24 protein-coding genes are annotated in these 25,956 nt (G+C 70.7%); 17 read left to right on the top strand and 7 right to left on the bottom strand.

Annotation, left to right across the window (positions count from 1 at the left end):
* The first annotated feature begins 13 nt into the window (after window positions 1-13).
* Window positions 14-838 (top strand): mycofactocin-coupled SDR family oxidoreductase, encoded by an 825-nt coding sequence (locus tag ACFUJ1_RS21835; RefSeq protein WP_378648232.1) that lies wholly within the window; start codon window positions 14-16, stop codon window positions 836-838.
* Between the two features lie 30 nt (window positions 839-868).
* On the opposite strand, the gene ACFUJ1_RS21840 is transcribed toward ACFUJ1_RS21835, so the two are convergent.
* Together ACFUJ1_RS21840 and ACFUJ1_RS21845 are read right to left on the bottom strand one after the other, a co-directional pair.
* Window positions 869-1,729, bottom strand: coding sequence for an alpha/beta fold hydrolase (locus tag ACFUJ1_RS21840; RefSeq protein ID WP_378648234.1), 861 nt, complete (start codon window positions 1,727-1,729; stop codon window positions 869-871).
* A 15-nt stretch (window positions 1,730-1,744) separates the two neighbouring features.
* Window positions 1,745-2,509 (bottom strand): SDR family NAD(P)-dependent oxidoreductase, encoded by a 765-nt coding sequence (locus ACFUJ1_RS21845; protein WP_378648236.1) that lies wholly within the window; start codon window positions 2,507-2,509, stop codon window positions 1,745-1,747.
* Window positions 2,510-2,594: 85 nt separating this feature from the next.
* Between ACFUJ1_RS21845 and ACFUJ1_RS21850 the strand changes: the two genes are divergently transcribed.
* From ACFUJ1_RS21850 to ACFUJ1_RS21860, 3 genes are read left to right on the top strand one after another with little or no spacing between them, the layout of a single operon-like run.
* Window positions 2,595-3,545, top strand: coding sequence for a PDR/VanB family oxidoreductase (locus ACFUJ1_RS21850; protein ID WP_378648238.1), 951 nt, complete (start codon window positions 2,595-2,597; stop codon window positions 3,543-3,545).
* Between the two features lie 24 nt (window positions 3,546-3,569).
* Window positions 3,570-4,355, top strand: coding sequence for an enoyl-CoA hydratase-related protein (locus ACFUJ1_RS21855; protein ID WP_378648240.1), 786 nt, complete (start codon window positions 3,570-3,572; stop codon window positions 4,353-4,355).
* Window positions 4,356-4,359: 4 nt separating this feature from the next.
* Window positions 4,360-5,343, top strand: coding sequence for a GNAT family N-acetyltransferase (locus tag ACFUJ1_RS21860; RefSeq protein ID WP_378648243.1), 984 nt, complete (start codon window positions 4,360-4,362; stop codon window positions 5,341-5,343).
* A gap of 8 nt (window positions 5,344-5,351) precedes the next feature.
* On the opposite strand, the gene ACFUJ1_RS21865 is transcribed toward ACFUJ1_RS21860, so the two are convergent.
* Window positions 5,352-6,005, bottom strand: a complete 654-nt coding sequence (locus ACFUJ1_RS21865) for a TetR family transcriptional regulator (protein WP_378648245.1) — start codon at window positions 6,003-6,005, stop codon at window positions 5,352-5,354.
* Window positions 6,006-6,150: 145 nt separating this feature from the next.
* Between ACFUJ1_RS21865 and ACFUJ1_RS21870 the strand changes: the two genes are divergently transcribed.
* Entirely contained in the window at window positions 6,151-8,394 is a 2,244-nt protein-coding gene (locus ACFUJ1_RS21870; protein WP_378648247.1) for a molybdopterin-dependent oxidoreductase, read from the top strand.
* Window positions 8,391-9,899 carry a class I adenylate-forming enzyme family protein gene (locus ACFUJ1_RS21875; RefSeq protein ID WP_378648249.1) on the top strand — a complete coding sequence of 503 codons (1,509 nt, stop codon included), beginning with the start codon at window positions 8,391-8,393 and terminating at the stop codon, window positions 9,897-9,899. Before ACFUJ1_RS21870 ends, ACFUJ1_RS21875 begins: the two co-directional genes overlap by 4 nt.
* A gap of 58 nt (window positions 9,900-9,957) precedes the next feature.
* Here the strand turns inward: ACFUJ1_RS21875 and ACFUJ1_RS21880 are convergent, their stop codons facing one another.
* The gene (locus tag ACFUJ1_RS21880) at window positions 9,958-11,190 is read right to left on the bottom strand and encodes a cytochrome P450 (RefSeq protein ID WP_378648251.1); all 1,233 of its coding nucleotides are present in this window, start codon (window positions 11,188-11,190) and stop codon (window positions 9,958-9,960) included.
* A gap of 35 nt (window positions 11,191-11,225) precedes the next feature.
* Window positions 11,226-12,092 carry an SDR family NAD(P)-dependent oxidoreductase gene (locus ACFUJ1_RS21885; protein ID WP_378648202.1) on the bottom strand — a complete coding sequence of 289 codons (867 nt, stop codon included), beginning with the start codon at window positions 12,090-12,092 and terminating at the stop codon, window positions 11,226-11,228.
* Between the two features lie 248 nt (window positions 12,093-12,340).
* On the opposite strand from ACFUJ1_RS21885, the gene ACFUJ1_RS21890 reads away from it, so the two are divergent.
* From ACFUJ1_RS21890 to ACFUJ1_RS21940, 11 genes are all read left to right on the top strand, one after another.
* Window positions 12,341-13,858, top strand: a complete 1,518-nt coding sequence (locus ACFUJ1_RS21890; protein ID WP_378648253.1) for a class I adenylate-forming enzyme family protein — start codon at window positions 12,341-12,343, stop codon at window positions 13,856-13,858.
* Window positions 13,855-14,694, top strand: a complete 840-nt coding sequence (locus tag ACFUJ1_RS21895) for an enoyl-CoA hydratase-related protein (RefSeq protein ID WP_378648255.1) — start codon at window positions 13,855-13,857, stop codon at window positions 14,692-14,694. Before ACFUJ1_RS21890 ends, ACFUJ1_RS21895 begins: the two co-directional genes overlap by 4 nt.
* Window positions 14,695-14,787: 93 nt before the next feature.
* Window positions 14,788-15,621 carry an MlaE family ABC transporter permease gene (locus tag ACFUJ1_RS21900; protein WP_378648257.1) on the top strand — a complete coding sequence of 278 codons (834 nt, stop codon included), beginning with the start codon at window positions 14,788-14,790 and terminating at the stop codon, window positions 15,619-15,621.
* Window positions 15,618-16,445, top strand: a complete 828-nt coding sequence (locus ACFUJ1_RS21905) for an MlaE family ABC transporter permease (RefSeq protein WP_378648259.1) — start codon at window positions 15,618-15,620, stop codon at window positions 16,443-16,445. Before ACFUJ1_RS21900 ends, ACFUJ1_RS21905 begins: the two co-directional genes overlap by 4 nt.
* A 4-nt stretch (window positions 16,446-16,449) precedes the next feature.
* Entirely contained in the window at window positions 16,450-17,538 is a 1,089-nt protein-coding gene (locus ACFUJ1_RS21910) for an Mce family protein (protein WP_378648261.1), read from the top strand.
* Window positions 17,535-18,551: an MlaD family protein gene (locus ACFUJ1_RS21915; protein ID WP_378648263.1), complete on the top strand. Its 1,017-nt coding sequence runs from the start codon at window positions 17,535-17,537 to the stop codon at window positions 18,549-18,551. The genes ACFUJ1_RS21910 and ACFUJ1_RS21915 overlap by 4 nt, the downstream gene beginning before the upstream one ends.
* Window positions 18,536-19,519 carry an MlaD family protein gene (locus tag ACFUJ1_RS21920; protein ID WP_378648265.1) on the top strand — a complete coding sequence of 328 codons (984 nt, stop codon included), beginning with the start codon at window positions 18,536-18,538 and terminating at the stop codon, window positions 19,517-19,519. The genes ACFUJ1_RS21915 and ACFUJ1_RS21920 overlap by 16 nt, the downstream gene beginning before the upstream one ends.
* 1 nt (window position 19,520) lies before the next feature.
* The gene (locus ACFUJ1_RS21925; protein WP_378648267.1) at window positions 19,521-20,513 is read left to right on the top strand and encodes an MlaD family protein; all 993 of its coding nucleotides are present in this window, start codon (window positions 19,521-19,523) and stop codon (window positions 20,511-20,513) included.
* On the top strand, window positions 20,510-21,511 hold the full coding sequence (locus ACFUJ1_RS21930) for an MlaD family protein (protein WP_378648269.1): 1,002 nt from the start codon (window positions 20,510-20,512) through the stop codon (window positions 21,509-21,511). The genes ACFUJ1_RS21925 and ACFUJ1_RS21930 overlap by 4 nt, the downstream gene beginning before the upstream one ends.
* Window positions 21,508-22,467: an MlaD family protein gene (locus tag ACFUJ1_RS21935; protein ID WP_378648271.1), complete on the top strand. Its 960-nt coding sequence runs from the start codon at window positions 21,508-21,510 to the stop codon at window positions 22,465-22,467. The genes ACFUJ1_RS21930 and ACFUJ1_RS21935 overlap by 4 nt, the downstream gene beginning before the upstream one ends.
* A 17-nt stretch (window positions 22,468-22,484) precedes the next feature.
* Entirely contained in the window at window positions 22,485-23,069 is a 585-nt protein-coding gene (locus ACFUJ1_RS21940) for a hypothetical protein (protein ID WP_378648273.1), read from the top strand.
* 134 nt (window positions 23,070-23,203) lie between these two features.
* On the opposite strand, the gene ACFUJ1_RS21945 is transcribed toward ACFUJ1_RS21940, so the two are convergent.
* Complete coding sequence (locus ACFUJ1_RS21945; protein WP_378648275.1) at window positions 23,204-25,537, bottom strand: ATP-binding cassette domain-containing protein; 2,334 nt, start codon at window positions 25,535-25,537, stop codon at window positions 23,204-23,206.
* Window positions 25,534-25,932: a hypothetical protein gene (locus tag ACFUJ1_RS21950; RefSeq protein WP_378648277.1), complete on the bottom strand. Its 399-nt coding sequence runs from the start codon at window positions 25,930-25,932 to the stop codon at window positions 25,534-25,536. The genes ACFUJ1_RS21945 and ACFUJ1_RS21950 overlap by 4 nt, the downstream gene beginning before the upstream one ends.
* Between the last annotated feature and the right edge of the window lie 24 nt (window positions 25,933-25,956).

The raw sequence follows: 25,956 nt of genomic DNA on the forward strand, positions 1-25,956 counted from the left end.
GGAAGAGAGAATCATGACCCGTCTCGCAGGCAAAGTCGCCTTCATCACCGGAGCCGCTCGCGGCCAGGGCCGCTCGCACGCGGTCCGGCTGGCCGAGGAGGGCGCCGACATCGTCGCCATGGACATCTGCGCCCAGATCGACACCGTCTTCTATCCGATGCCGGACGAAGCGGAGCTGACCGAGACCGCGCGGCTGGTCGAGAAGGCGGGCGGCCGGATCGTCACCAGCGTCGGCGACGTCCGCGACCGCGCCGACATCCAGCGCGCCTACGACGCGGGCATCGCCGAGTTCGGCCACATCGATGTGGTCGCGGCGAACGCGGGCATCATGCCGGTCATCGAGCGCGGCAGCGAACCGCAGGCCTGGCACGATGCCGTCGACACCATGCTGACCGGCGTCTGGCACACCCTGGAGGTGACGGTTCCCGGCATGATCGAGCGCGGCCGGGGCGGATCGATCGCCATCACCAGCTCCGCCGCCGGACTGCGCAGCATCGGGCTGAACACCTTCCCCGGGCAGGCCGGGTACTCCGCCTCCAAGCACGGGGTGGTCGGGCTGATGCGGCTCTACTCCAAGCAGCTGGCCAAGCATTCCATCCGGGTGAACACCATCCACCCGACCGGGGTGAACACCCCGATGGTCGCCAATGCCGAGTACGGCGCCTTCGTCGATGCCAATCCGGAGGTCGCCGCCGACGACGCCTACAAGAACCCGATGCCGGTCGAGCTGATCGAGGCGGTCGACGTCAGCAACGCGCTGGTCTTCCTCGCCTCCGACGAGGCGCGCTACATCACCGGGGTGACCCTGCCGGTGGACGCCGGCTACAACAACCGCTGAGCACCGCGGCCCGGGCCCGCTGGGCCCGGGCTACGGGCGGACGCCGTCGAGAAAGTCGAGCAGCCCCGTGGTCAGGACGTCGTTGTCGTCCCCGCCCACCATGTGCCCGGCCCGATCCACCCCGACGTGCCGCGCGTGCGGGATGAGCTCGAGCAGGTCGCGCACCCCGTCGGGGCCGACGACGTCGGACCGCATGCCCTGGATCAGCAGGGTGGGCACGGTGATCCGGCGCGCGGCGGCGCGGGCATCGCGCTCCCGGCCCGCGGCGCGTGCCGTGGCGTTGTCCGGGTGGCTGAGCAGCCGCGGGTCCCAGTGCCAGTACCAGCGGCCGTCGCGCTCGCGCAGGTTCTTGCGCAGCCCCTCCGGGCGCGCCGGGCGCGGGCGGTGCGGGTTGTAGGCGGTGACCGCCGCCGCGGCGGCGGCGAGGGTGTCGAACCCGGCCAGGCCGTCGCGCATGAACGCGGTGATCCGGTCGACGCCGTCCGCCTCGGCGCGCGGCGTGATGTCGACCAGCACCAGTGCCCGCGCGAGCTCGGGGGCCGCGCCCTGGGCGGTGAGCGCCGCGAGCCCGCCCATCGAGGCGCCGACCAGCATCGGGCGCTCATCGAGCGCGGTGACCACCGCGGTCAGGTCCCTGGCGTGCGCGGCGATGGAGTAGTCGCCGTCGGCCGCCCACTCGCTGTCACCGTGGCCGCGGGCGTCGACGGCGAGCGCGGTCCAGCCCGCCGCGGCCAGCCTGCGGCCGGTGCGCTGCCAGGAGTGCCTGGTCTGGCCGCCGCCGTGCAGCAGCAGCACGGTTCCGCGCGCGCCCGCGGCTTCCGGCTCGAAGCGCTCGGCGGTGAGCGCGACGCCGTCGCCGCGCAGCAGCACGACGGTCGTGGTTGCGGTCATGAGCACGCCTTCCTGTCAGTGTCCGGAGGTGCCGCCGTCGACGGCGAGGGTCGAGCCGGTGATGTACCCGGAGGCGGGGGAGGCCAGGAAGAGCACCGCGGCGTCGATCTCGCGCTGGGTGGCGGTGCGCCCGAGCGAGCAGCCCCGGAGGAACTCGCCAAGGGTCTCCGCGCTCATCTCGCCGATCATGTCGGTCTCGACGAACCCGGGCGCGATGGCGTTGACCCGGATGCCCTTGCGCCCGGCCCACTGGTTCGACAGGTCGCGGGTGAGCCCGATCAACCCGGCCTTGCTGGAGGCGTAGGCGGCCTGCGGCAGCACCGACTTGACCAGCCCGAGCATGCTCGCCACGTTCACGATGCTGGAGCCGGGACCCATCACCCGCGCGCAGGCCCGCGCCGCCCAGTACGCCCCGAACAGGTTGACCTCGACGACATGGCGGTAGTCCGCGGGATCCTCCCTGATAGCGGGTGCCGTGTGGCTCACCCCGGCATTGTTGACCAGGATGTCCACCCGGCCGAACTCGGCAACGGCGGCCGCGGCCAGCGCCTCGCAGGCCGCCGGGTCGGTCACATCGGTCGGCACCACCAGTGCGCGCCTGCCGAGCTCGGTGACCGTGGCCGCGACCTCGCGCAGCCGGTCCCGCTTGCGAGCCGCGAGCACCACGTCGGCGCCTGCCTCGGCCAGGGCGACGGCGAAGCCGGCACCGAGCCCGCTGCCCGCGCCGGTGACCACCGCGGTGCGGCCGTCGAGGCGGAAGAGGTCGAGCACCGTGGCCATCGGGACTCCTGTCGATCGGAGGGAACTTGCCCTACTTTAATCTAAAGACATAAGATTTAGCGCATCGGATCCGGGAGGAAGCGTGATGGAGGAGAAGCCGAGCACCCGTCGGCTGCGGGTGACCGGAAGGGAACCGCTCGCCGACGGCGTCGTCGCGATCACGCTCGCCGACCCGTCCGGCGCCGAGGTGCCCGCCTGGGAGCCGGGCGCGCACATCGACGTCGAGCTCGGTGACATCGTCCGGCAGTACTCGCTCTGCGGTGACCCGGACGACCGGTCGGAGCTGCGGATCGCGGTGCTGCGCGAGCCGGATGGCCGCGGCGGGTCGGAGTACGTCCACGACAAGCTGGCGATCGGCGACGAGATCGGCATCGCCGGGCCGCGCAACCACTTCGCGCTGACCGAGGCGCCGAGCTACCTGTTCGTCGCGGGCGGTATCGGCATCACCCCGCTGCTGCCGATGCTGCGCGCGGTGCGGCGGGCGGGCAGGCCGTGGCGGCTGCTCTACGGCGGGCGCTCGCACGGCAGCATGGCCTTCGCCGACGACCTGGCCGCGGAGTTCCCCGAGCAGGTCGCGGTGCGCCCGCAGGACGAGCACGGCCTGCTCGATCTGGCCGCCGCGCTGGACGGCGCGGCCGGGGGTGCCGCGGTGTACTGCTGCGGCCCGGAGCCGCTGCTCGCCGCCATCGAGGCGGAGCGCCGCGACCGCGTGGCCGTCACGCTGCACGTCGAGCGCTTCGCCCCCAAGCGGATCGAGGCCGCCCCGGCCGGGGCCTTCGAGGTCGAACTCGCCCGCAGCGGCACCGTGATCCAGGTCGCGGCCACCGAGTCGGTGCTCGACGCGCTGCACCGCGGCGGTGCCGACGTCGACTTCTCCTGCCGCGAGGGCACCTGCGGCACCTGTGAGGTCGCCGTGCTGCGCGGTACCCCCGAGCACCGGGATTCGGTGCTCACCGAGGACGAGCAGGCCGCGGGCGACGCCATGATGGTGTGCGTCTCCCGCAGCGCCACCCCCCGGCTCGTCCTCGACCTCTGATCCGCCGAAACCCGAGGAGACACTGTGCGAGAGCCCGCCGCGCTGTACGAGGTCCGCGACCATGTCGCCGTGCTCACCCTGAACCGCCCGGACGCGCTGAACGCCGTGAACGCCGAGCTCTCGGCGGCGGCCGGGGCGGCGCTGGCCCGGGCCGCGGCCGCCCCCGAGGTTCGCGTCGTGGTGATCACCGGCGCTGGCCGCGCCTTCTGCGCGGGCGCGGACCTCGAGGAGCTCGCCGCGGGCCGGAACATCTACGACCGCGAGCACCGCGAGCGCGACTTCGCCGGGATCGTCCGGCACTGGATTCCCAAGCCGATCATCGCCGCGGTCAACGGCTTCGCGCTCGGCGGCGGCACCGAGATCGTGCTCACCGCCGACCTCGCCGTCATCGATGAGAACGCCGTGCTCGGCCTGCCCGAGGTGCGGCGCGGGCTGATCGCCGCGGCGGGCGGGCTGTTGCGGGTGCACCGCCAGGTCCCCGCCAAGGTGGCCGCGGAGATCGCGTTCACCGGGCAGCCCATCACCGCCGCCCGCGCCTACGAACTCGGCCTGGTCAACCGGGTGGCGGCCGCCGGAACCGCGCTCGCCACCGCACTCGAGCTCGCCGCGCTGATCGCGGCCAACGCACCGCTGGCGGTGCAGCAGAGCAAGACGGCGTTGCACGAGAGCGCGGCCGGGCAGTCGGGCTGGTCCGCGGCGGAGTGGGAGGTCAACCGGGCCGCCGCGAAGATCGTCATGACCAGTGCGGACGCGAAGGAGGGGCCGCGCGCCTTCGCCGAGAAGCGCGCGCCGCGCTGGACGGGACGCTGATCCGATGATCACCTTCACCTGGTGCGAGCAGCTCGGCGACGGGGACCGTGACGAGGTGGTCGCGCTGGTCACCGCCGCCGCGGAGTACGACGGGGAAGCCGGCTTCACCACCATCGACCCGCGTGCCGCCGCGGCGGTGTCCGGCGGCGGCACCGCGGTGTGGCATCTGCCGATCAAGGCGCGGCGCGGTTTCTCCACCCGCGCCGACGCGCCGCTGGAGCTGGTGGCCTACCTGCACCTCACCGTCGACGAGCAGCGCCGGGGGAGTGCGGCACTGGTGGTGCATCCCCGCTACCGCTCGCGCGGCGTCGCGACATCGCTGGCCGAGGAGCTCGGCTTCGACGCGGGCGCGCCGCAGGGGTGGTGCGGAACGGGCGCGACCGCCCTGCGCGGCTGGGCCTACGGCAGCCATCCCGCGACCGAGCGGATCGCCCGCCGCTTCGGCGTGCGCGCCGTCGCCCGGCTGTGGACGATGCTGCGCCCGCTCACCGGGCCGCTGGCCGCGCCGCTCGAGCCGGTGGCCGCCGCGGACGCCGAGCTGACCACGGCCGACGTCGCCGCGGCGGGCCCGCGGATGCGAGCGGTCCTGACCGGCGCCGCGCTGCCTGCCTCGCAGGCGCGGCGGCTCGCGCTCGACCTGGACGACCACGCCGGGCGAGTGCTGCTCGCCACCGGCGGAGACGGCACCGACCTCGGCTTCGCCTGGTTCGACCCGACGCTGCGCGAGCACCTCGAACTGCGCACCGCGACCGTGCGCGCGCTCGTGCTCGGCCCGGGCGCGCGCGGCAGCGGTCTCGGTGCCGCGCTGCTGGTACGCACGCTCACCGAACTGAAGGACGGCGGTGCCCAGCTCGCCCGGATGCGGATGGACCCGGACAACGAGGCCGCGCTGCGCACGATGCGATCGCTCTCCTTCGAGCAGGAGGACGCGCACGCCTGCTACCAGATCGGGGAGTGGGCCGAGCCGCCGATCTACCCGGGCCGCTGAGCTCCGCGCTAGCGCGCGGCGGTGGCCTCGGCCGCGCCGCGCTCGTGCTCGCGCATGATGCCGTGCAGGAAGCTGCGCACCATCTCCTCGAAGAGCTGCTTCTGCGTCATCGGGTTCCGGACCAGCGCCTCGGCCAGCAGCGGCTGCGACTCCGCGCTGACGTTCGGGAAGATCGTCGACTTGGTACTCGGTCCCCGCACCGCCTCCATGAGCACGGCGCCGATCGCCAGCGTCTCCATGCCGTCCAGAATCCGGACATGCAACTCGGTCGGGACGCCGGAGTCGTGCAGGAACTGCGCGGTGTCCTCGTAGGTCCCGATGAACAGCTCGCGCGGAAGGTGCTGCAGCAGAACCGTCGCCGCATTGCGGTGCTGCAGGATGGACTGCCGCCAGGTCAACGCGAGGGTGACGAAGTACTCCGGCCAGTCCGGCCCCGGCCGCCTGCGCGGCCTGCTGACCGAGGTGCCCGCGATGTAGCGCGCGACCTCGGTGAGGATCTCGTTCTTGTCCGCGAAGTGGTGGTACAGCGACGGTGCCCGGACGCCGAGGTACTTGGCCAGCCGAGGCAGGCTGAACGCCTCCAGCCCCTCGGAATCGATGATGTCGATCGACGCCTGGACCGCGGCGTCCCGGCTGATCAGCGGCTTCGCCGGTCGCGCCATCACTCCACCTTTCCGCGAGGTCGTCTCGCAATTATTGCGGCCAAGGGTAATTCTCCGCCCTTGACGCGCGGTTCCGGCCACCCTAGATTTCTAATCTAATGGTAGTAGATAATGGGTCACCCGCCGCACGACAGGGAATCGCCGCATGACACGTACGGGAGTTCGGATCTGTCCCCTGTGTGAATCCACGTGCGGGCTGACGTGGACGATGGACGGCCGCCGCCTGGCCGCCGTCGAGGCCAATCCACGCGATGTCTTCAGCGCAGGCCACAGCTGCGCCAAGGGGATCGGGCTGGCCCGGCTGGAGAACGATCCGGACCGCATTCGCACCCCGCTGCTCCGCACCCCGGACGGGGATCTCCGGGAGGCGACCTGGGACGAGGCATTCGCCGTGATCGCGGAGCGGCTGCCGGCGCACGCGGCGGCCGAGCCGAGCGGTTGCGGCGTCTACCACGGGAATCCGGCGGCGCACCACCTCGACACCACCTTCTACCTCAGCGAGCTGATCGGCGCGCTTGGCACCCGGCAGATCTTCTCGCCCGCCAGCATCGACACCTGGCCCAAGAACCTCGCGCACATGCTGCTCTACGGCACCGGTCTCGGCCTGACCCTGCCCGATATCGACCGGACCGGCTGCCTGCTCGTGCTCGGCTCCAACCCGCTGGTGTCGAACGGCAGCACGGTCACCGCGCCCGGTATGCAGCGGCGGCTGGCCGCGCTGCGGGCGCGCGGCGGCTCCCTGATCGTCGTCGACCCGGTCCGCACCAGAACCGCCGAGGTGGCCGACCTGCACGTGCCGATCCTGCCCGGCACCGACGCCTACTTCCTGCTCGGCGTGCTCGCGGTGCTCGCCGCCGAGGGGCTGGTCCGCCGCGATCGCATCCCGGAGGTCGTGGACGGCGTCGACGCGGTGCTCGGGCTCGCCGCCGAGTTCACCCCCGAGGTCGTCGCGCGGCGGTGCGGGATCGACAGCGGGCTCGTCGTCGAGGTGGCGCGCCGCTTCGCCGGGGCCGACAGGGCGGTGGCGCACAGCAGGATCGGTACCTGCATGCAGGAGTTCGGCACCCTGGCCAACTGGCTGGTCGAGGTGCTGACCATCGTGACCGGCAATCTGGACCGCCCCGGCGGCGCGATGTTCGCGCTGCCCCCGTGCGGCGGGCCGAACACCTGGCCCGCGCGCAACCCGAAGCTCACCTTCGACCGCTGGCGATCGCGGGTCCGCGGGCTGCCGGAGGCCATGGGCGAGCTGCCTGCGGTGTGCCTGGCCGAGGAGATCACCACCCCCGGCCCCGGGCAGCTCCGCGCCCTGATCACCATCGCGGGAAACCCGGCGCGGTCGCTGCCCAACACCGCCGCGGTCGAGAACGCGCTGCGACAGCTGGATTTCCTGGTCTCGATCGACTGCTACCGCAACGAGACGACCCGGCACGCCGACGTGGTCCTGCCCCCGCCCCCGCTGGCGACCCGCGGGCACCACGACGTGACCCTGGCGCACTTCCAGGTGCGCAATGTCGCCCGCTACAGCCCGCCGCTGCTCGACCCCGCCGCGGGGGAGCTGCCCGAGTGGCAGATCCTGCTGCGCCTGGCCGCGGCCGCGGGCGGTCGCGTCATCTCCGATGCCGAGGTCGCGGCCATGGACGAGGCGGTCGCCGCGACCGCTGCCCGGCGCGCCGCCAAGCTGGCGGGCTGCGCGGTCCCGGTGGCGTCGAGCACGGTCGGGTCCAGGTCGGGGCCGCTGCGCCTGCTCGATCTGCGGCTGCGCAGCGGACCGTACGGAGACCGCTTCGGCGCGTACCCCGACGGTCTGACGCTCGCCCGCCTGGAGCAGCACCCGGACGGCATCGACCTGGGCCCGCTGCGGCCCCGGCTCCCCGAGGTGCTGCGCACGCCCGACGGCCGGATCGACCTGGTGCCCCGGCTGATCGTCGACGATCTGCCCCGGCTGCGGGCCGGGCTGCGGCGGCACGAGCCCGGCCTGCTGCTGATCAACCGGCGCCAGCCGCGCGGCATGAACTCCTGGCTGCACAACGCGCTGCCCGCCCCCGACTCGGGCCAGTGCGCACTGCTGGTGAACCCGGCCGACGCCGTGCAGCGCGGGCTGACCGAGGGCGACCACGTCGAGATTCGCTCCGGCACCGGCCGGGTGCGGGCCGAGCTGCACACCGATCCCGCGCTGCGTCCCGGCGTGGCGAGCATGCCGCACGGTTGGGGCCACCACGGCCCCGGGCTGCGCGCCCGGCACGCGACCAGCGCGCCCGGCGCCGATTACAACGCCCTCGTCGACGACTCCGTCGAGCTGGAGGCGGTGACGGCGTCGCCGATTTTCAACGGCATCCGGGTGGAGGTCACCCGGGCCGATCGGAACCGAGAGGACGTGGCTCGACGATGAGCGGCACTGTCACCGACGCCCTTGCCCACTGGGCGCGCGAACGCCCGGAGCACATCGCGATCGACTTCGCGGGCGAGGTCATCGGCTACCGGGAGCTGAACGACTGGGCGGACCGGGTCGCGCTCGACCTGCGCACCCGCGGCGTCGCCCCCGGCGATCGGGTGAGCGTCCTCGGCGTGAACTCGCTCGAGTGGTGCGCCGCCGCGCTCGGCGCATGGCGCGCCGGTGCGATCGTCGCGCCGTTCAACCAGCGCATGCTCGCGGGGGAGCTCGCCGGCCTGGTCGCCGCCTGCGAACCGCGGGTGATCTACTGCGACGCGGACCTGGAGTCCCGGCTGCCCGCGGACGCGGCGTTCTCGGTGGCGCGGTTCGAGAGGGATGTCGCCCCGCTGCGCGGTGTACCGGGCGGCAGTGTGAAACTTGCGGGCGATGGGCCGGACGAGGCCGCGATCGTGTTCACCAGCGGTACGACGGGCAAGCCGAAGGGAGTGGTCTTCACCCACTCCCGGATGGCCGCCCTGTTCCACGACTGGTCGCTGGTGGAGTCGGTGCCGCCGAACGGGTTGCGGGTGCTGATGGTGCTGCCGCTGTTCAGTGCGGCCGGGGTGATCTGGGGGATCGCGCGCACCGTGCTCAACGGCGGGACGATGCTGCTCCAGCCGGGCTTCGACCCGGCGGCGGCGCTGCGCGTGCTGGTGCGGGACCGGGTCAACACCTTCACCGGGCCGCCCATCCTCTGGGAGCGGATCGCCGCGCTCCCCGAGTTCGCCGGGGCCGAGCTCGCGCACCTGACGACCGCCCACGTCGGCGGCGCGCGGGTGCCGCCGGAGTTGCTGCGGCGCTGGGCGCCGCGCGGTGTGGTGCTGCGGCAGCTCTACGGGCAGACCGAGATCGGCGGCTCGGTGACCGTGACACCGCCGCGCGCGGCGCTCGCCAAACCCGAGACCTGCGGCAGCGGAACGGTGTTCAGCACGATCAGGGTGGTCGACCCGGACGGCGTGGACTGCGCGCCCGGAGCGCCCGGCGAGATTCTGCTGCGCGGCCCCGGCATGATGGCCGGGTACTGGCGCGACCCGGAGGCGACGGCCGCGACCATCGTGGACGGCTGGCTGCGCACCGGTGACCTGGGCACGCTCGACGCGGAGGGGGACCTGACCTTCGTCGACCGGCTCAAGGATCTGATCATCTCCGGCGGTCTCAATATCGCGCCCGCCGAGGTGGAGGCGGTCGTGCAGACGATGCCGGGCGTCGAGGAGGTCGCGGTCATCAGCGTGCCGGACGAGAAGTTCGGCGAGACCCCCGCCGCGCTGGTGCGTGCGGCCGCGGCGATCACCGAGCGCGACATCGTCGAGTACTGCGCTGCCAGGCTGGCCGATTACAAGGTGCCGCGCTACGTGGTGCTGTGCGCGGAACCGCTGCCGCGCATGGCAAGTGGAAAGATCGCCAAGCGGGAGCTGCGTGAAGCGTATACCGATGTGCCGGAGCGGTTTTCGCGGGTGCGCTGATCGGATCGGCACACGGCGAAGGGGCGGCGAGATGTACTCGCCGCCCCTTCGCCGTCCGTCAGGATTCCGGTGTGAAGGTGATGGGCAACCGGACGCAGCCGCGCACCTGGCTGGCGTGCAGCACCGGGGGCTCGGATTCGACCGGCCGGTAATCCGGGATACGGCGGTGCAGCTCCTCGAGCGCCAGCCGCAGCTCGATCCGCGCCAGGTGCGAGCCGATGCAGCGGTGCGCGCCGGACCCGAAGGACAGGTGCCGGTTCGGCAGCCGATTGACCTGCAGCTCCTCCGGATCCTCGAACTCGGCGGCATCGCGATTCGCCGCGCACAGCAGCAGGATCAGCTGATCGCCCGCCGCGATCGGCACGCCGCCGAGGACCGTGTCCCTGGTCGCCCGCCGCCCTGGAACCACCGCGGCCTCGATCCGCAGGATCTCCTCGACCGCGGCCGGGATGGCGTCCGGGTCGTCGATGAGCTGCTGCCGCTGCTCGGGATTGGCCGCCAGGTGGATGACGCTCCAGGCCAGCGAGCCCTGCACGGTGTGCAGGCCGGCGATGAGCAGCAGGAAGAACATGCGGTTGAGTTCTTCGTCGGTGAGCGCGCGCGTGCCGTCGGAGAGCTGGAACTCGCTGGTGATGATCTGCGAGGTGACGTCGTCCCGTGGATTCGCGCGGCGATCGTCGAGCACCTGCTGGAAGTACCCGAACATGCTGAACGCCGCCTGCCCGCGGGCGGCATTGGACTCCTCCTCGGTGCCGCCGGGTACGCCGGTGAGGATGACGTCGGTGGCCTCGGTGAACAGCGGCGCGTCCGCGAGCGGCCAGTCCATCAGAGCGAGGAAGACCCGCGCGGGCAGCTCGTGCGCGAACTCGGAGATGAACTCCGCCTCGCCCCGGCCCGCGAAACCGTCGATCAGTTCGTTGACCACCTCGCGGATGCTCTCCTCGAGCGCCTTCATCCGGACCGGGCTGAACAGCGGCTGCAATGCCAGCCGGTACCCGGTGTGCTCCGGGGGATCCAGCTCGATCGGGATGAACTTGCCGAACCCCGCGCTGGTGGTCACGAGGTTGTTCGGGTAGCTGGAGAAGGTCTCGTGATCCCGCATCACCTCGTGGATCTCGCGGTACCCGGTCACGACCCAGTGCCCGCCGTGCGCGGTGGAGTAGACCACGGGCCCCTTGGCCGCGAGCTCGGCGGCGCGCTGCTGGACCGTGTCCACCGGGGTGGTGAGCGCGGGGTCGTAGATATCGAAGTCGACCACGAGATCGGCGGGTGCCTCGGCGGCGGTTGTCATGCGACTGCTCCTCGCTGGGGGTGGGTGGTCATGGTTCAGAGGTCTCCGGGTGAGCCTTTGTCTTCGGCGAACCACATGCCGACGCGGGAGAGGGTGCCGCCGTCGGTGGAGGGGAGGACCACTCCGGAGAGGTAGGCGGAGTCGTCGGAGACGAGGAACAGGGCGACTTTGGCGTTGTCGGTGATGGCCGGGGGCCGATTCAGTTTGAGCGGGATCGGCGAGATGCTCGGGTCCCATTCGCCGGCGACTTGTTCGTAGGACTGGCCGACGACCGGGGAGCCGGGTGGCATGAGGAAGTTGGGGGACATGCCGTGGGTGGGGGCGATGGCGTTGACGCGGATGCCGTATTTCCCGAGGTCGAGGCTCAGGCCGCGGACGAGTCCGTTGACTCCTGCTTTGGTGGCGGAGTACATGGCGATGTTGTGGTAGGCGACGAGTGAGGCGGCTGAGGAGGTGGCGAGGATGACGCCGCCGCCGTTGGCGCGCAGGGCGGGTACGGCGGCTTTGGCCGTGTAGAACACCCCGGACAGGTTCACGCCGAGCACGTGTTGCCAGTCGGCGTCGGTCAGGTCCTGGAAGTCGACCTGTTCTCCGCCGGCGACGGAGGGGACGCCGCCGCGGGAGACGATGCCGGCGTTGGCGAAGGCGATGTCGAGTTTGCCGTATTCGGCGACGGTGGCGTCGACGGCAGCTTGTACCTGGGTTTCGATGGCGACGTCGGCGGTGAGCGCGATCGCGTTGCCGCCTTGTTCGGCGATGAGCTTGACGGTTTGTTCGGCGCGGTCGGGGTCGATGTCGACGACGGCGATGTGCGCGCCTTCGGCGGCGAAGAGCTGGGCGGATCGGCGTCCGAATCCGGATCCGGCGCCGGTGATGAGGGCGACTTTGCCTTCGAGCTTCATGAGAACTCCACGATCGAGGGAGAGAGTGAATGCGCAGGCTGCGACGGGCCGGTCGGAGTGCCCTGCGTCACAACCGACGGTACTTCGTGATACGAATAACGTCAATCGTCATTCGTCATTTTGCTGGTCCTCGGGGGCTGGCGCAGCGGTTTCGCCTGGCTTAAACTACGTCCGTTAGGTAACCGAGTGACGGCCATCACTATAGGCGACCGACCTCGGAAGTACGCAACAGGGAAGTTGAGGACCACATGGCAGCGACCATCGGATCTGCCCTCGCCTGGTGGGCTCGCTCGAAGGGTGAGCGCACCGCGATCGTCGTGGAGGACGAGGCGCTGACCTACCGCGACCTGCACCACTGGTCCAGCCGGATCGCGCGGTCGCTGGCCGAGCGGGGCGTCCGCCCGGGGGAGCGGGTCGGGGTGCTCGGGCCGAACTCGCTGGAGTGGCCGGTCATCGCGCTCGGCGTGCTCAAGGCCGGTGCGGTGCTGGTCCCGCTCAATCCGCGGCTCAAGCCCGCCGAGCTGCGCAAGGTCCTCGACGACGCCGGTGCGGGCACGGTGGTGTTCCCCGCGCCCTACGCCGAGGTGCTCGACGCCACCTGGGAGCTGGGCGAGCGCTTCGCCGGCATCGGCTTCGACGAGCTCGCCGCGCTCCGCTCCGGCGCCGCGGACGACTTCCGGATCGACCCGGAGCCCGACGACCCGGCGGCGCTGCTGTTCACCAGCGGCTCCACCGGCCTCTCCAAGGGCGTGGTCTGCACCAACCGGACCCTGCTCAGCATCGTCTTCGAGGCGTCGCTGGTGGAGGAGGGGCTGCGGCCCGGCTCCACCACGCTGCTGGTGCTGCCGCTGGTGTTCACCCCGGGGCTGGTCTGGGGCCTGCTCATGACCATCGTGCTCGGCGGCACCATCGTGATCGAGAAGGAGCTGGTGCCGTCCCGGGCGGCGCGGCTGCTCGGCGAGCACGACGTGCAGGCCATCTTCGGCGTGCCGCTCATCTTCGAAGCCATCTCGCGCGCACCGGAATTCGACTCCGCCGACCTCGGCTCGCTGCGCACCGCCATCGTCGGCGGCGCCGCCGTTCCGGTGTCGCTGCTGGAGCGGTGGGCGAAGAAGGGGGTGGCGCTGCGCCAGATCTACGGCATGACCGAGGCGGGCGGCGTCGCCACCGCCACGCTGCTGGAAGAGGCCGCCGACCACCCCGACACCTGCGGCGACGGCTCGATCTTCACCGAACTCAAGGTGGTGCGGGCCGACGGCACCGAGACCGCACCCGGCGAAGAGGGCGAGATCCTGCTGCGCGGCCCCGGGGTCACCCCCGGCTACTGGAACGACCCGGACTCCACCGCCGCCGCCCTGCGCGACGGCTGGCTGCGCAGCGGCGACCTCGGCACCCGTGACGAGGAGGGCAGGCTGAAGTTCGTCGACCGGCTCAAGGACCTCATCATCACCGGCGGCATCAATATCTCGCCGGTGGAGCTCGAGCGGGTGATCGGCACCCTGGACGGGGTCGAGGAGGTCGCGGTCATCGCGGCGGGCGACGACCGCTTCGGCGAGACCCCCGCCGCGATCGTGAAGACGAACGGCAGCGTCGACGCGGCGCGGATCATCGCGCACTGCACCGAACTCGTCGCCGACTACAAGGTGCCCCGCTACGTCGTGCTCCGCGACGAGCCGCTGCCGCGGCTGCCGAGCGGCAAGCTCTCCAAGACCGCGATCAGGGCCGAGTACCGCGACGTCGCCGCGAACTACGAGAAGCTGCGATGACCACGGTCGAAGCGGGCGAACGGGTGGTGCGGATCGAGCGCGACGGCGAGATCGCCATCGCCCGGCTGCACCGCCCGGACCGGCTCAACGCCTTCAACCAGCAGATGCGCGACGAGCTGCTGGCCGCCTTCGACAGCTTCGACGCCGACGACTCGGTGCGCGCGGTGGTCCTCACCGGCTCCGGCCGCGCCTACTGCGCCGGCGCCGACCTCGCCACCGGTGCGGATGTCTTCGTCGCCGAGGCGGAGTCCGGGGCGATCCCGCCCGACGTGGGCGGGGAGGTGGCGTTGCGGCTCTACCGCTCGCACAAACCGATCATCGCGGCGATCAATGGCCCGGCCGTGGGCGTCGGCGTCACCAGCACCCTGCCCGCCGACATCAGGATCGCCTCCGAGACAGCGCGTTTCGGCTTCGTCTTCACCCGGCGCGGGCTGGTCCCCGAGGCCTGCTCGTCGTGGTTCCTGCCGCGGATCGTCGGCATCGACACCGCGCTCGAGTGGACCATCGGTGGCCGGATGGTGCCGGTCGAGGAGGCGGCCGAGCGCGGGCTGGTCCGCGAGGTCGTGCCGGTCGACCGGGTGCTGCCGCGGGCGATCGAGCTGGCGCGCTCGCTGGTCGCGGGCACCTCGCCCGTCTCGGTGGCGCTGACCAGGCAGCTGCTCTGGCGGATGCTCGGCGCCGATGGCCCCGAGGTCGCGCACCGCGCGGAGTCGATGGGCATCTACCACCGCGCCCGCGGTGTCGATGTCCGCGAGGGCGTCGGCGCTTTCCTGGACAAGCGCTCCCCGGACTTCCCGGACGCGGTATCGGACGGGCTGCCGGAGCTGTTCGACTGAGTGCCAGGCAGCGGCGTCCGCGGGCGCGAGCATTCTGCCCGCTACAGCAAATCACACACGGCGACAACGACTTCCGAGGAGGGAGGTGCCGGGATGAGTACGGTCGCAGTACCGACGATCGCCGCCCGCGCTGCGGGCTATCTGACCACCACTCCGGCGCGCAGCCTGGCGACGCTGGGCCGTTCGGCGCAGCTGACCGGGGCGGTGCTCCGCTATGCGGTGGTCGACACCGTCCGGCTGCGGATGCCGGTGCAGGAGCTCGTCGACCAGATGTGGACCCTGCTCAAGGTGACCGCGCTACCCGCGCTGCTGATGGCGATTCCGATCGGCGCCGAGGTCTCGGTGCAGGTCGGCGGCATCATGAACCAGGTCGGGGCCAACTCGCTGGCCGGGGCCGCGAGCGGCCTCGGCGTCGTCGGGCAGGGCGCGCCGATGGCGGCCGGGCTGCTCATGAGCGGCGCCGCGGCCTCGGCGATCGCCTCCGACCTCGGCGCCCGCGCGGTGCGCGAGGAGATCGACGCCATGCGGGTGATGGGTGTGGACCCGGTGGAGCGGCTGGTCATGCCGCGCTTCCTGGCCATGATCGCCATCGCCCCGATCCTGTGCATCATCATCATCTTCGCCGGCGTCTTCGCCGGGCTGCTCATCTCGGCGAATGTCAACAACGTCGTGCCCGGCAGCTTCTGGCAGTCCTTCGGCGCCTTCGCCACTCCGACCGACCTGGCATTCTCGGTGCTCAAGGCGCTGATCTTCGCCGCCATCGTGGTGCTGATCGCCAGCCTGCGCGGGCTGGAGGCCAAGGGCGGTCCCAAGGGCGTCGCGAATGCGGTGAACGCCTCGGTGGTGCTGAGCGTTTTCTGCATCTTCGTCACGAACCTGCTGGTGAGCCAGGTGCAGATGATGTTCTTCCCGGCGCGGCTCGCGTGAGCGCCGGGCGTGCGCTGGGGCGCGTGGGGAGCGGCTTCCTCGGTGAGATCGGGCAGATCACCGTCTTCACCGCGAAGGTGATCTGGCTGCTGCCGAAGACCATCCGGCACTACCGCCGCCAGACCGTCAAGACCATGAACGACATGGCCTGGGGGAGTGGCTCGCTCATCGTCGACGGCGGGGTGATCAGCCTGATGTTCTTCCTCGGGGTCGCGGTCGGCGCGGTCGTCGCCATCCAGGCCTTCATGGCCTTCGACCTGCTCGGTTTCGGTGCGCTGACCGGCATCGTCGGCTCGTTCGGCAATATCCGGGTGATCGCGCCGATCATCACCGGCATCGGCTTCGCCGCCCAGGCGGGCTGCCGGATGACGGCCGAGATCGGTGCCATGCGGATCTCCGAGGAGATCGACGCCACCGAGGCCATGGGGTTGCAGGCGATCCCGTTCGTGGTCGGCACCCGGCTGGTCGGCAGCATGCTGGTGGTGCTGCCGGGCTACCTGATGGGGCTGGTGGTCAGCTTCTTCACCGGCGGGATCGTCGTCACCGTCTTCCACCGGCAACCCGCCGGAACCTACGACCACTACTTCGCGCAGTTCCTCAGCGTCCCGGATCTGGTGGCGTCGGTGGTCAAGGCGGTCACCTTCTGCGCGGTGGTCACCCTCATCCACTGCTACTACGGCTACTTCGCCTCCGGTGGCCCCGCCGGTGTCGGCGCGGCGTCGGGCCGGGCCATTCGCGCGAGCCTGGTCGCCATCGTCGTGCTCAATTTCGCCATGACCGTTGCCATCTGGGGGCTGAGTCCCCTGCTGGTCTTCAAAGGATAGGTCGATGGGACGAACACCACATCAGGACTTCGTGCGCGGCTCGGACGAGCAGCAGTCGCGCACCCTGCACACCGCGGCGGCGGGCGCACTGGCCCTGGTCGCGCTGGCGCTGGTCGGCGCGATCTGGGTCCGGCCGCACTTCGCCGAGCCGGACGGGCTGGCTCTCGATGTCCAGGTGCCCTACGTCGGGCCCGGCGTCGGTACCGGAACCAAGGTGCTGCTGCACGGCGCCGAGGTCGGCGAGGTGACGGCGCTGGACCGCCCGCGCAGCGACATCGTGCGGATGAGGCTGCTGCTCGACCCCGCCGAGATCGACGGGATCACCGACTCGGTGCAGCTGGACTTCCGGCCGCAGAACTACTTCGGCATCACCGCGGTCAACCTGATCGGGCAGGACGGCGGCGCTCCGCTGGAATCCGGGCGCATACTGGACCGCACCCCCGCCGGCGACTTCACCATGTCGACCATGCTGGAGAAGGGCTCGGTCGCCGTCGACGGCACCCTGACCACCTCGATGGTGGCGGCGCTGGACGAAGCCGTGCGCTACACCGACGGGCTGACCCCGCTCATCGAATCCGGCGTGCTGTTCGCCGACCGGGTGGCCGCCACCCAGCGGGACCTGCCCACCGAGCAGCTGCGCGCGCTCAACGACATCCTGGCCGTGCTGCCCGGCTTCAGCACCGCGGCCGTCGACAGCCTCGAGTTCGTCCGGCAGAGCGACTACAACCGCCGCCCGGACGGCACCACCGGGGTGGACGACGCCTTCATGGACTACAGCGACGCCGGGCTCGAACTGGCCGCCACCAGCCTCTTCGGCAAGGCAGGCAGCCTGCTCGCCTCGCACGGGAGCGAGGTCACCCCGGTGACGCTGCTGGTGAAGGCGCTGACCGATGCCATGCCGCACGTCCTCGACGGCGGCGCCGCCCCGGCGAAGCTGCGCGCCCTGCTCGACCGCTACGACGCCGCGTTCACCGGACCCGACGGCGCGCGGACGCTGAACCTGCGCCTGGTCCTGGACGACCTGCCGATGATCGCCGCCCCACTGGCCGCGACCGGGGTGCCGGTGCCCGCCGAAACGGAGCCGCCGCGATGAGCCCCCGCACCCGGACCCTCGTGACGCTCGGCAAACTCGCAGTCGCCGTGGTCGTCGCCATCGCGCTGTTCGCGGTCGTCCTGAGCGCGATCAAGAACCCTATCGATGTCGAAACGAACACCTACACAGCCGAATTCACCGATGCCTCCGGGCTGCACGAGAACGGCGACATCCGCACCAAGGGGGTCCGGATCGGCAAGATCACCTCGATCGAGCTGGTACGAAAGCTGGGCCGCTCGGTGGCCCGGGTCGAGTTCTCCCTGGACCGGGCCTACCAGCTGCACGACAACACCGTGCTTGCGGTGAAGTACCAGAACCTCACCGGCGTCCGCTACATCGACCTCACGGTGCCGAAGCAGCCCGGAAAGCCCGTGCACAGCCTCTCCGCGGACGTGACCAAGCCCTCCTTCGACATCACCCAGCTGTTCAACGGCTTGCAACCGGTGCTGAGCACCATGAGCACCGACGAGATCAACCTCTTCATGGACAACGCCCTGACCCTGCTGCAGGGCGACGGCACCGGGCTGACCCCCATGCTGGACCAGACCCAGCGCCTGGCCGACCTGGCCCGGGACCGCGAACAGGTGATCGCCACCTTGGTCGCGAACATGTCCCGCATCGCCGACTCCATGGGCGGCCGCTCACCGCAGGTGATCGAGTTCCTGCGGTCGCTCAGCTTCCCGATCGCCAAGGCCATGACGGTGCTGCACGAATTCCCCAAGACCGCGGCGTTCGGCCCCGAATTCCTCACCCCGGTGCACCGGCTCATCACCCAGCTCGGCCTGACCCGCGACCTGGACATCGAACAGCTCGTGCAGGGCGCCTTCGCCTCGGTCGCCGACGCCGCGGACGCACTGCGGCTGCTCCCGCCCGCGCTGGCGGGGTTGCGGCTCCCGCAGCTGAGCACCCCGGCGGCGGGTGCGCTGGCCTGTAGCAATGGCGCCGCGGAGCTGCCTGCCGAGGTCGAGGTGCTGCTCAACGGAAGCGAGGTCGTACTATGCGCGCCGCACTGAATCGTCTGTCGCACAGTGAAACCGGACTCGGCGCGGCGGTGGTGCTGGTCGCCGCGCTGCTCATCGGGACGACGACGCTGCTCTACCTGCGCCCGGCCGGGCAGCGCACGATCACCTTCGAGACCACCGACGCCTCGGCGCTCTCGATCGGACTCGAGGTCCGGGTCGCCGGCGTGCACGTCGGCAAGATCACCGATATCGACCTCGGCGCCGAGGTGGTGCGGGTGCGAGCGCGGATCGCCGAGGATACCGTCGTCGGCACCGACTCCCGCGTCGAGGTGCGCATGCTCACCCCGGTGGGCGGCTACGCCGTCACCCTGGTCCCGCTCGGCGACAGGCCGCTCGGCGACACCGCGATCCCCAGCGCGCAGGTCGTGGTCCCGTATTCGATCGGCGACGTGCTGCAGGCCGCGCCGCGGGTGACCGAGCACGTGGACGGCGGCACCGTCGATGCCGACATCGCGCAGGTCGCCGCCGCGCTGGAGCACAACACCACCTCGGTCGGCTCGCTGATCTCCGGCATGAACAGCATCGCCGCGGTGATGGACCGGCAGCGGCAGCAGGTCCGCGAGATCACCGGCCTGGCCGCGGAGTACCTGGGCTCCTTCGAGGCGAACCGCGAGTTCGTCTTCGACCTCATCCGGCAGATCGACATCGTCGCCACCACCTACAACAACACCCACGTGGGGTTCAACGAGGCCTACCGGCTGCTCGGTGACGTGCTCATGCGGTTGCAGCCGATCGAGCAGTACTACCTGGACCACCGCCGGGAGGTCGTCGACGCCGCGCAACGGGTCAGGGACTCCATCGCCGGGTTCGAGGCGAACATGGGCCCCGCCCTCGATCAGCTGGTGACCCTGCGTGACCAGCTGCTGGCCTGGCTCACCCCGGACGGGCTGGCCACCGTGCGCGGCGGCACCGTGCTGGCCTCCGAACTCTGCATCCCCCTCCCCGGACGGACGTGCTGATATGAAGCGGACCAGCAGGCGGATCACCGCGATCCTCGGCATCGCCGGGGTGGCAGCCGCCGGTGCGGTCGGGTTCGCCGTCACCGGCGGCGACGAGCGGCCGGTCGCGGGCTACTGCGCGCAGCTTCCCGACGCCATCGGGCTCTACGAGGGCAACCCGGTGACCCGGATGGGCGTGCGGATCGGCACCGTCGACCACATCGCGCCGAAGGGCGCGTACGTCGAGGTGGGCTTCACCCTGAACAGCGGTCACGGCATTCCCGCCTCCGCCCAGGCGATCACCCGCTCCAAGTCGATCCTGGCCGACCGGAGCCTGGAACTGGTCGGCAGCCCCGGCAGCGGTCCCGAGCTCGCGGCGGGCGCCTGTATCCCGCTGACCGCGGGCCACACCCCGAAGAGCATCTCGGAGATCACCGGCTCGGCCGCCGACTTCATCGATCAGCTCAGCCCGGACACCGGGCAGGAGAGCTTCCGGACCGCGATCGCCGGGCTCGCCGAGGCACTGCGCGGCCAGGGGCCGAACGCGCGCGCCATGATGGTGCACGCCGCCGCGGCGGCGAACAGCCCCGACCAGCTGATCGCGGACCTGGGCACGATCATCGCCGACATGGCCCCGCTCACCGACGAGGCGCTGCGCAATTGGCAGGCCGTCCGGTCGATCCTGGACCAGATGCCCGCCGTGGTCGCCGCGGGCATCGATCTGTTCCCCGGTGTCATCGACGTCTGCGTCGGTGTCGGCTGGCTGGTACACATCCTGCACGACGTGCACAACAGCTACGGCGATCTGCTCTGGCCGCTGCTGCGCGGCCCCGTCACCGACGCCATCCACCTCGCGGCCGACCGCTCGGGCGATCTGCGTGGCCTGGTCGAAGCGATCCCCGCCGTCGCCGCGCTACTGCGGCAGCAGACCGGGGAGGACGGCGCCATGCTGGTCGCCTACCAGCCACCCCCGGGCGGCCCGCTGGACCTGCTGCTCGGCGGAGGCGCGCGATGAGCGCCCGCGGCCTGCGCCGGGCCGCCGTCACGGCGCTGTGCGCCACCGCCCTGGTGAGCAGCGGCTGCTCGCTCGGCCCCGACGATCTGCCCTCGGTGCGCGGCGGGATCGGCGACAGCTACGACGTGCACCTCGAATTCGCCGGGGTGATGAACCTGCCCAACGGCGCCGACGTGATGATGGACGGCCTGCGCATCGGCGAGGTCAGCGAGGTCGCGGTGCGGTCGGACACCGTGCGGGTCACCGTGCGGCTCGGGGAGGACAGCAGGGTGCCCGCGAGCACCCGCGCGATCATCCGGCAGAACACCCTGCTCGGTGACACCTACGTCGCCCTCGACCACGACGCCGTCGGCCCGGCCGAGCGCTTCCTGCGGGCCGACGACACCATCGACGTCGACCGCACCAGCTCACCGCCGCAGCTCGAGGACACCATTGCGGTGCTGGCGTACTTCGTGAACGGAGGCAGTATCCAGCGCATCCAGGACACCATGGGCCGGATCAACGCCGTCCTCCCGGTCCCCGGCGACACCCGGCGGCTGGCCGCGCTGGTCTCCACCGACCTGCGCGACCTCTCCGGCGGTATCGGCGAGATCGATCGGCTGCTCGACGGTTTCGATGCCACGGCGGTCGCGGTGAACAGCAGGGCGGAGACCCTCGGCACGCTGTTCTCCGCCGACACCGGGTACTACTGGCGCCGGGTCGCGATCAATATCGTCTCCTATATCAGCCAGATCCTGCCCTCGGTCGGCAGCGTCTACGAGGGCGGGCTGTGGCTGGTACCGATGCTGAACTCGCTCGCCGACACCGGCGGGGTGCTGCGCGGCCTGTGGGACAGCGGCCCCGCCGACGCGGCCCGGATCGCCGACTTCCTGCGGCTGACGGTGCTGCCCTTCGCCGCGCACCCCGCGATCACCATCCGGTCGGTCGAGACCGGTGCGGGCGAGCAGATCATCGCCGACGTCGAGAACCTGCTGCGGATGCTGGGAGCGGTGCGATGAACCTGAAGACCCCGCTCTCGGTCCTCGGCATGGTGGCCCTGGCCGCGGGCTCGCTGGTCTACCTCGGCGACATCGGGCTCGAGCCCGGCGCCTTCGCCGATACCAGTACCGCCAGCATGACCATCCCCGACACCAACGGCCTGGTCGCGGGCTCCCGGGTGCTGCTGCGCGGCGTGCAGGTCGGCCACATCAGCGCCGTGCACACCTCGGCCGCGGGGGTGACCGTCGACTGGAACTACGAGCGCGACACCAGGATTCCGGTCGCGAGCCGGTTCCGCGTCGACAACCTCTCGGCGCTGGGCGAGGCCTACCTCGCGGTCCTGCCGCCCTCGAGCTCCGGCCCCTTCCTGGCCGACGGCGCGGCCGTCCCCGCCGAGCAGATCGTCGTCCCGACCACCTTCGACGAACTGTCCCGGCGGCTGACAACCCTGCTCGAACAGATCGAGCCGGAGCAGGTGAGCGCCATCTTCGCCACCGTCGACACCGCGCTGCCCGAGGACCCGTGGGTCCTCGGCGACCTGAACCGGGCCGGCCGGTTGCTCTCCGCCATGCTGCTGCAGCGCTCAGGCAGCCTGACCCGGCTGCTCGACACCATCCAGCCGCTGCTGCGCCAAACCGCCACGGTGCCCGACGATCTCGCCGCCACCACCCCGATGCTCGCCGACTTCGGCTCCGGCTTCCGCGACCTGCTCGGCGGCATCCACTTCGCCGCCTCGTTCGGTCCGCTGAAGGACGGCATCGAGTACGGCGCCGGGCCGCTCATCGACCAGCTGCAGGGTTTCCTCGACGACACCGCCGCCGACCTGAACATCCTCGGCACCGAGCTGCTGCCCGGAGTCACGGCGGGCGGCGCCGCGCTGTCGACGGTGAACATCGGCCGGTTGCTCGACAACGCGCTCGCCGCCACCGGACCCGGCGACGCGGTCACCGTGCGCGTGACCGTCCCCGGCCGCTGATTCGAAGGAGTGAACACATGACCGACAAGACCGAGCACGCCACCCCGCCCGCTCGGCGCGGGACGCTGCGCGGAGACTCCGCGATCAAGGTCAGCACCCTGCTCACCGGGCTGGTGATCCTGGCGCTGGTGGTCACCGCCGGGGTATTCGGTCTGCAGTGGCGGAGCGCCGCGAACGAGCTCACCGCCGCCGACGCCGCCGCGGCCGACACCGCCCGCGCCGAACAGGTCGCGCTCGACTACGCCACCGCGGCCGCCGAGATGAACTTCCAGGATCTCGCGGCCTGGCGCACCCGGCTCACCGAGGGCACCAGCCCCGAGCTCGAGGCCCGCCTCACCCAGGCGGCGACCTCCATGGAACAGATCATCGTCCCCCTGCAGTGGGTCTCGACCGCGCAACCCATCGCCGCCAAGGTGCGCTCCGAGGACAACGGTGTGTATTCGGTCGACTGCTTCGTCGGCATCACCACCAGGAACAGCCAGGCGCCCGATGGCATTCAATCCACCGCCACGTACAAGCTCAGCATCGATCGCGGCAGCAACTGGACGATCACCGACATCGGTGGCATCGGGACCCCGCTCGGCGCGGGCGCGCCGCGCTAGGGAAGTGATCGCCGGATCCGGCAGATCGTGATGGAAGAGGTGGAGCTGAACCGTCTGCGGCGCTCGAGCTGCCATCGGCGAACTCGCCGGGGTGGACCGGCCATCGAACAGGTGTGCTGGACATCCCGGCCCGCTCATCGCGACGGATCGCGGCGAACAGCTCGACCCGCGAGGCGTTCCGCTTCGGACCCATCGCGGTGGGTTTGGACGTGTCGACGCAGATGGGAGGCAGTGTGCGTAGCAGATCCTCGGATCATGTCTTCGGGGGTGCCTTCGAAGACGATGCGGCCACCGTCGTGCCCTGCTTCGGGGCCGAGGTCGATGATCCAGTCTGCGGCGGCGATGACATCGAGATTGTGCTCGATCACTATGAGCGTCGAGCCGGCGGCCACGAGACGGTCGAGCAGGGTGATGAGCCGGGCGATGTCGGCGATGTGCAGGCCGGTGGTCGGCTCATCGAGGATGATCGTTCGGCCTGGCGTGCCGAGTTCCGCTGCGAGCTTGAGTCGTTGACGTTCACCGCCGGAGAGGGTGGAGAGCATCTGGCCGAGTGTGAGATATTCGAGTCCCACGTCGCGGAGCCGTTCGAGGATGCGCAGGATGGGCGGTTGGACGAAGAAGCCGAGGGCGTCGGTGACGCTCATCTCGAACACGTCGGCGATGCTCTTGCCCTCGACCGTGTGGGCCTGGGCCTCCGTGGTGAAGCGGCGTCCAGCGCAGACTTCGCAGCGAGTGAGTACGCCCTCCATGAAGGCCAGGTCGGTGTAGATCACCCCGTTGCCTTCGCATTCGGCGCACCCCCCGCTGGAGTTCGGAGTGAAAAGGCCGACGGGCTGCCGAGTTGCTTTGGCGAATGCGTCGCGGATCAGGTTCAGTAGTCCGGTGAAGGTGGCCGGGCTGGAGCGGCGGGAGCCACGGATCGCTCGTTGGTCGATGACCACGGTGCCGGGCTCGACCGCGGGGAGGCTGCCGAGGACGAGGCTCGACTTTCCGGAGCCTGCGACGCCTGTCACCACGGTCATCACCCCTCGCGGGATGCCAGTGTCGACGTGTTGGAGATTATTGGTATCGGCGTCGCGAATCTCGATCCAGTCGGTGGTCTCGCGTCGATCCCGCTCGACTCGTCGGTGCTCTCTCAGGCCGCGGGCCGTGGGCGTGTCGGCTCGGATGAGCCCGTCGTAGTCACCTTGATAGATGATGCGTCCACCGGCGGCCCCGGCTCCGGGGCCGAGGTCGATGATGTGATCGGCGAGGGCCATGATGTCGGGATCGTGCTCGACCACGAGCACGGTGTTCCCTCGGTCGCGGAGTGCTTGCAGCATCCGTCCGAGTGCGGCCACGTCGCGTGGATGCAGGCCGACCGTCGGTTCATCGAACACGTAGAGCATGTCCGCGAGGGCGCTGCCGAGGTGACGGACCATCTTGATTCGCTGTGCCTCGCCGCCGGAGAGGGTCGAGGTCGCGCGGTCGAGGCTGAGGTAGCCGAGCCCGAGAGTCGTCATGCGTTCCAGATGGACGCGCAGGCTCGCGACGAGTGGAGCGACCGCTGTGCCGTCGATGCCGTCGGCCCAGGTCGCGAGGTCGCTGACCTGCATCGCATTGCAGTCCGTGATGGAGACGCCGTGAATCAGGCTCGCCCGCGCCGGCTCGGCCAGCCGACTGCCACCGCACTCCGCGCACGCCGCCCGTGCGACGATCCGCTCGAAGGCGGTTCGCTGGGCCGCCTTGAATGACTCGGGTTCGCGCTGCAGGTAGATGCGGTTGAAGCGCGTCACCAGTCCCTCGTAGGCGGTGCCGACCACGTCCATGCCCGCGGGCGGGCTGTGCTTTCCCGCCGGAGCGTGCAGGAACAGGTCGCGCTGTTCCGCGGTGAAGTCGCGGATTTTCAGGTCCGGGTCGAAGAATCCCGACTTGACGTATGCCTTCCACAGCCAAGTTCCCGGCTTGAAGGTCGGGAAGGTGATTGCGCCTTCGTTGAGGGAGCGATCGTCGTCCACCAATTCGGATTCGACCACCGCGGCTGCTACGCCGAGCCCTTGGCAGTTCGGGCACATCCCTGCCGGGTCGTTGAAGCTGTAAGCGTGGGAGTACCCGGCGGACGGTTCGCCGAGCCGGGAGAACAGCAAGCGCAGCCGGGCACCGATATCGCTGATCGTGCCCACCGTCGAGCGCGGGCCACCGCCGAGGCGTTGCTGATCGACCACAATCACCGCGGACAGGTTCTCCAATACATCCACGTCCGGGTGCGCGTAGGTCGGGAGGCGCCCCTGCGCGAACGCGGAGAACGTCTCGTTGAGCTGTCGCGCCGACTCGGCCGCGATCGTGTCGAACACCAGTGACGACTTCCCCGACCCGGATACACCGGTCACCACGACCATGCAATGCTTCGGCACGTCGACGTCAACGTCTTTGAGGGTGTTCTGCCGTGCCCCGCGCACTCGGATCAGGTCCTGAGTTTTCGTTGTCATGAAAGCCTCCGGTATGCGCGAATCGACAAAAGGACGAACAGCACGGCGTGGTCGGCGGCGACGGCGGTGAGCATGTCGGCGAACACGACGATGGAGTCGCCGTTCGTGCCGGCGATGGCCGCACCGAGCAGCACGACCATGACCGGACACAGCAGTTGGATGCCGACCACCTGATTCCTTTCGTGCAGATGCAGATACCCGTCTTCGAGGGTTCGAGGTCCTTCGGTGTTCCGGTCGCCGACACCGTGCCCTCTCGGAGAATCGCTACGTCGTCGGCCTCTTCGAGGTACTGGGTCGCGAGAAGCGCGGTCGAGCGCCGGCCGATCCGCGCCCGGAAACGACTTCCGCGCACCCTGCACGATGGTCGCGCCTCCTGTGCTCTCATTGCTGCTCATGTCGGTCCCCGCCGTCGATCTCTA

Source organism: Nocardia sp. NPDC057227 (assembly GCF_042669725.1).
In the GTDB taxonomy this organism is placed as follows: domain Bacteria; phylum Actinomycetota; class Actinomycetes; order Mycobacteriales; family Mycobacteriaceae; genus Nocardia; species Nocardia asteroides_A.

Bases quoted from the DNA above. Each gene is read 5' to 3' on its own strand.
- ACFUJ1_RS21925 (WP_378648267.1), top strand. From the start codon at position 19,521: ATGAAGCGGACCAGCAGGCGGATCACCGCGATCCTCGGCATCGCCGGG.
- ACFUJ1_RS21900 (WP_378648257.1), top strand. From the start codon at position 14,788: ATGAGTACGGTCGCAGTACCGACGATCGCCGCCCGCGCTGCGGGCTAT.
- ACFUJ1_RS21860 (WP_378648243.1), top strand. From the start codon at position 4,360: ATGATCACCTTCACCTGGTGCGAGCAGCTCGGCGACGGGGACCGTGAC.
- ACFUJ1_RS21850 (WP_378648238.1), top strand. From the start codon at position 2,595: ATGGAGGAGAAGCCGAGCACCCGTCGGCTGCGGGTGACCGGAAGGGAA.
- ACFUJ1_RS21915 (WP_378648263.1), top strand. From the start codon at position 17,535: ATGAGCCCCCGCACCCGGACCCTCGTGACGCTCGGCAAACTCGCAGTC.
- ACFUJ1_RS21950 (WP_378648277.1), bottom strand. From the start codon at position 25,932: ATGAGCAGCAATGAGAGCACAGGAGGCGCGACCATCGTGCAGGGTGCG.
- ACFUJ1_RS21930 (WP_378648269.1), top strand. From the start codon at position 20,510: ATGAGCGCCCGCGGCCTGCGCCGGGCCGCCGTCACGGCGCTGTGCGCC.
- ACFUJ1_RS21880 (WP_378648251.1), bottom strand. From the start codon at position 11,190: ATGACAACCGCCGCCGAGGCACCCGCCGATCTCGTGGTCGACTTCGAT.
- ACFUJ1_RS21865 (WP_378648245.1), bottom strand. From the start codon at position 6,005: ATGGCGCGACCGGCGAAGCCGCTGATCAGCCGGGACGCCGCGGTCCAG.
- ACFUJ1_RS21885 (WP_378648202.1), bottom strand. From the start codon at position 12,092: ATGAAGCTCGAAGGCAAAGTCGCCCTCATCACCGGCGCCGGATCCGGA.
- ACFUJ1_RS21840 (WP_378648234.1), bottom strand. From the start codon at position 1,729: ATGACCGCAACCACGACCGTCGTGCTGCTGCGCGGCGACGGCGTCGCG.
- ACFUJ1_RS21845 (WP_378648236.1), bottom strand. From the start codon at position 2,509: ATGGCCACGGTGCTCGACCTCTTCCGCCTCGACGGCCGCACCGCGGTG.
- ACFUJ1_RS21835 (WP_378648232.1), top strand. From the start codon at position 14: ATGACCCGTCTCGCAGGCAAAGTCGCCTTCATCACCGGAGCCGCTCGC.
- ACFUJ1_RS21870 (WP_378648247.1), top strand. From the start codon at position 6,151: ATGACACGTACGGGAGTTCGGATCTGTCCCCTGTGTGAATCCACGTGC.
- ACFUJ1_RS21935 (WP_378648271.1), top strand. From the start codon at position 21,508: ATGAACCTGAAGACCCCGCTCTCGGTCCTCGGCATGGTGGCCCTGGCC.
- ACFUJ1_RS21945 (WP_378648275.1), bottom strand. From the start codon at position 25,537: ATGACAACGAAAACTCAGGACCTGATCCGAGTGCGCGGGGCACGGCAG.
- ACFUJ1_RS21940 (WP_378648273.1), top strand. From the start codon at position 22,485: ATGACCGACAAGACCGAGCACGCCACCCCGCCCGCTCGGCGCGGGACG.
- ACFUJ1_RS21910 (WP_378648261.1), top strand. From the start codon at position 16,450: ATGGGACGAACACCACATCAGGACTTCGTGCGCGGCTCGGACGAGCAG.
- ACFUJ1_RS21890 (WP_378648253.1), top strand. From the start codon at position 12,341: ATGGCAGCGACCATCGGATCTGCCCTCGCCTGGTGGGCTCGCTCGAAG.
- ACFUJ1_RS21895 (WP_378648255.1), top strand. From the start codon at position 13,855: ATGACCACGGTCGAAGCGGGCGAACGGGTGGTGCGGATCGAGCGCGAC.
- ACFUJ1_RS21875 (WP_378648249.1), top strand. From the start codon at position 8,391: ATGAGCGGCACTGTCACCGACGCCCTTGCCCACTGGGCGCGCGAACGC.
- ACFUJ1_RS21920 (WP_378648265.1), top strand. From the start codon at position 18,536: ATGCGCGCCGCACTGAATCGTCTGTCGCACAGTGAAACCGGACTCGGC.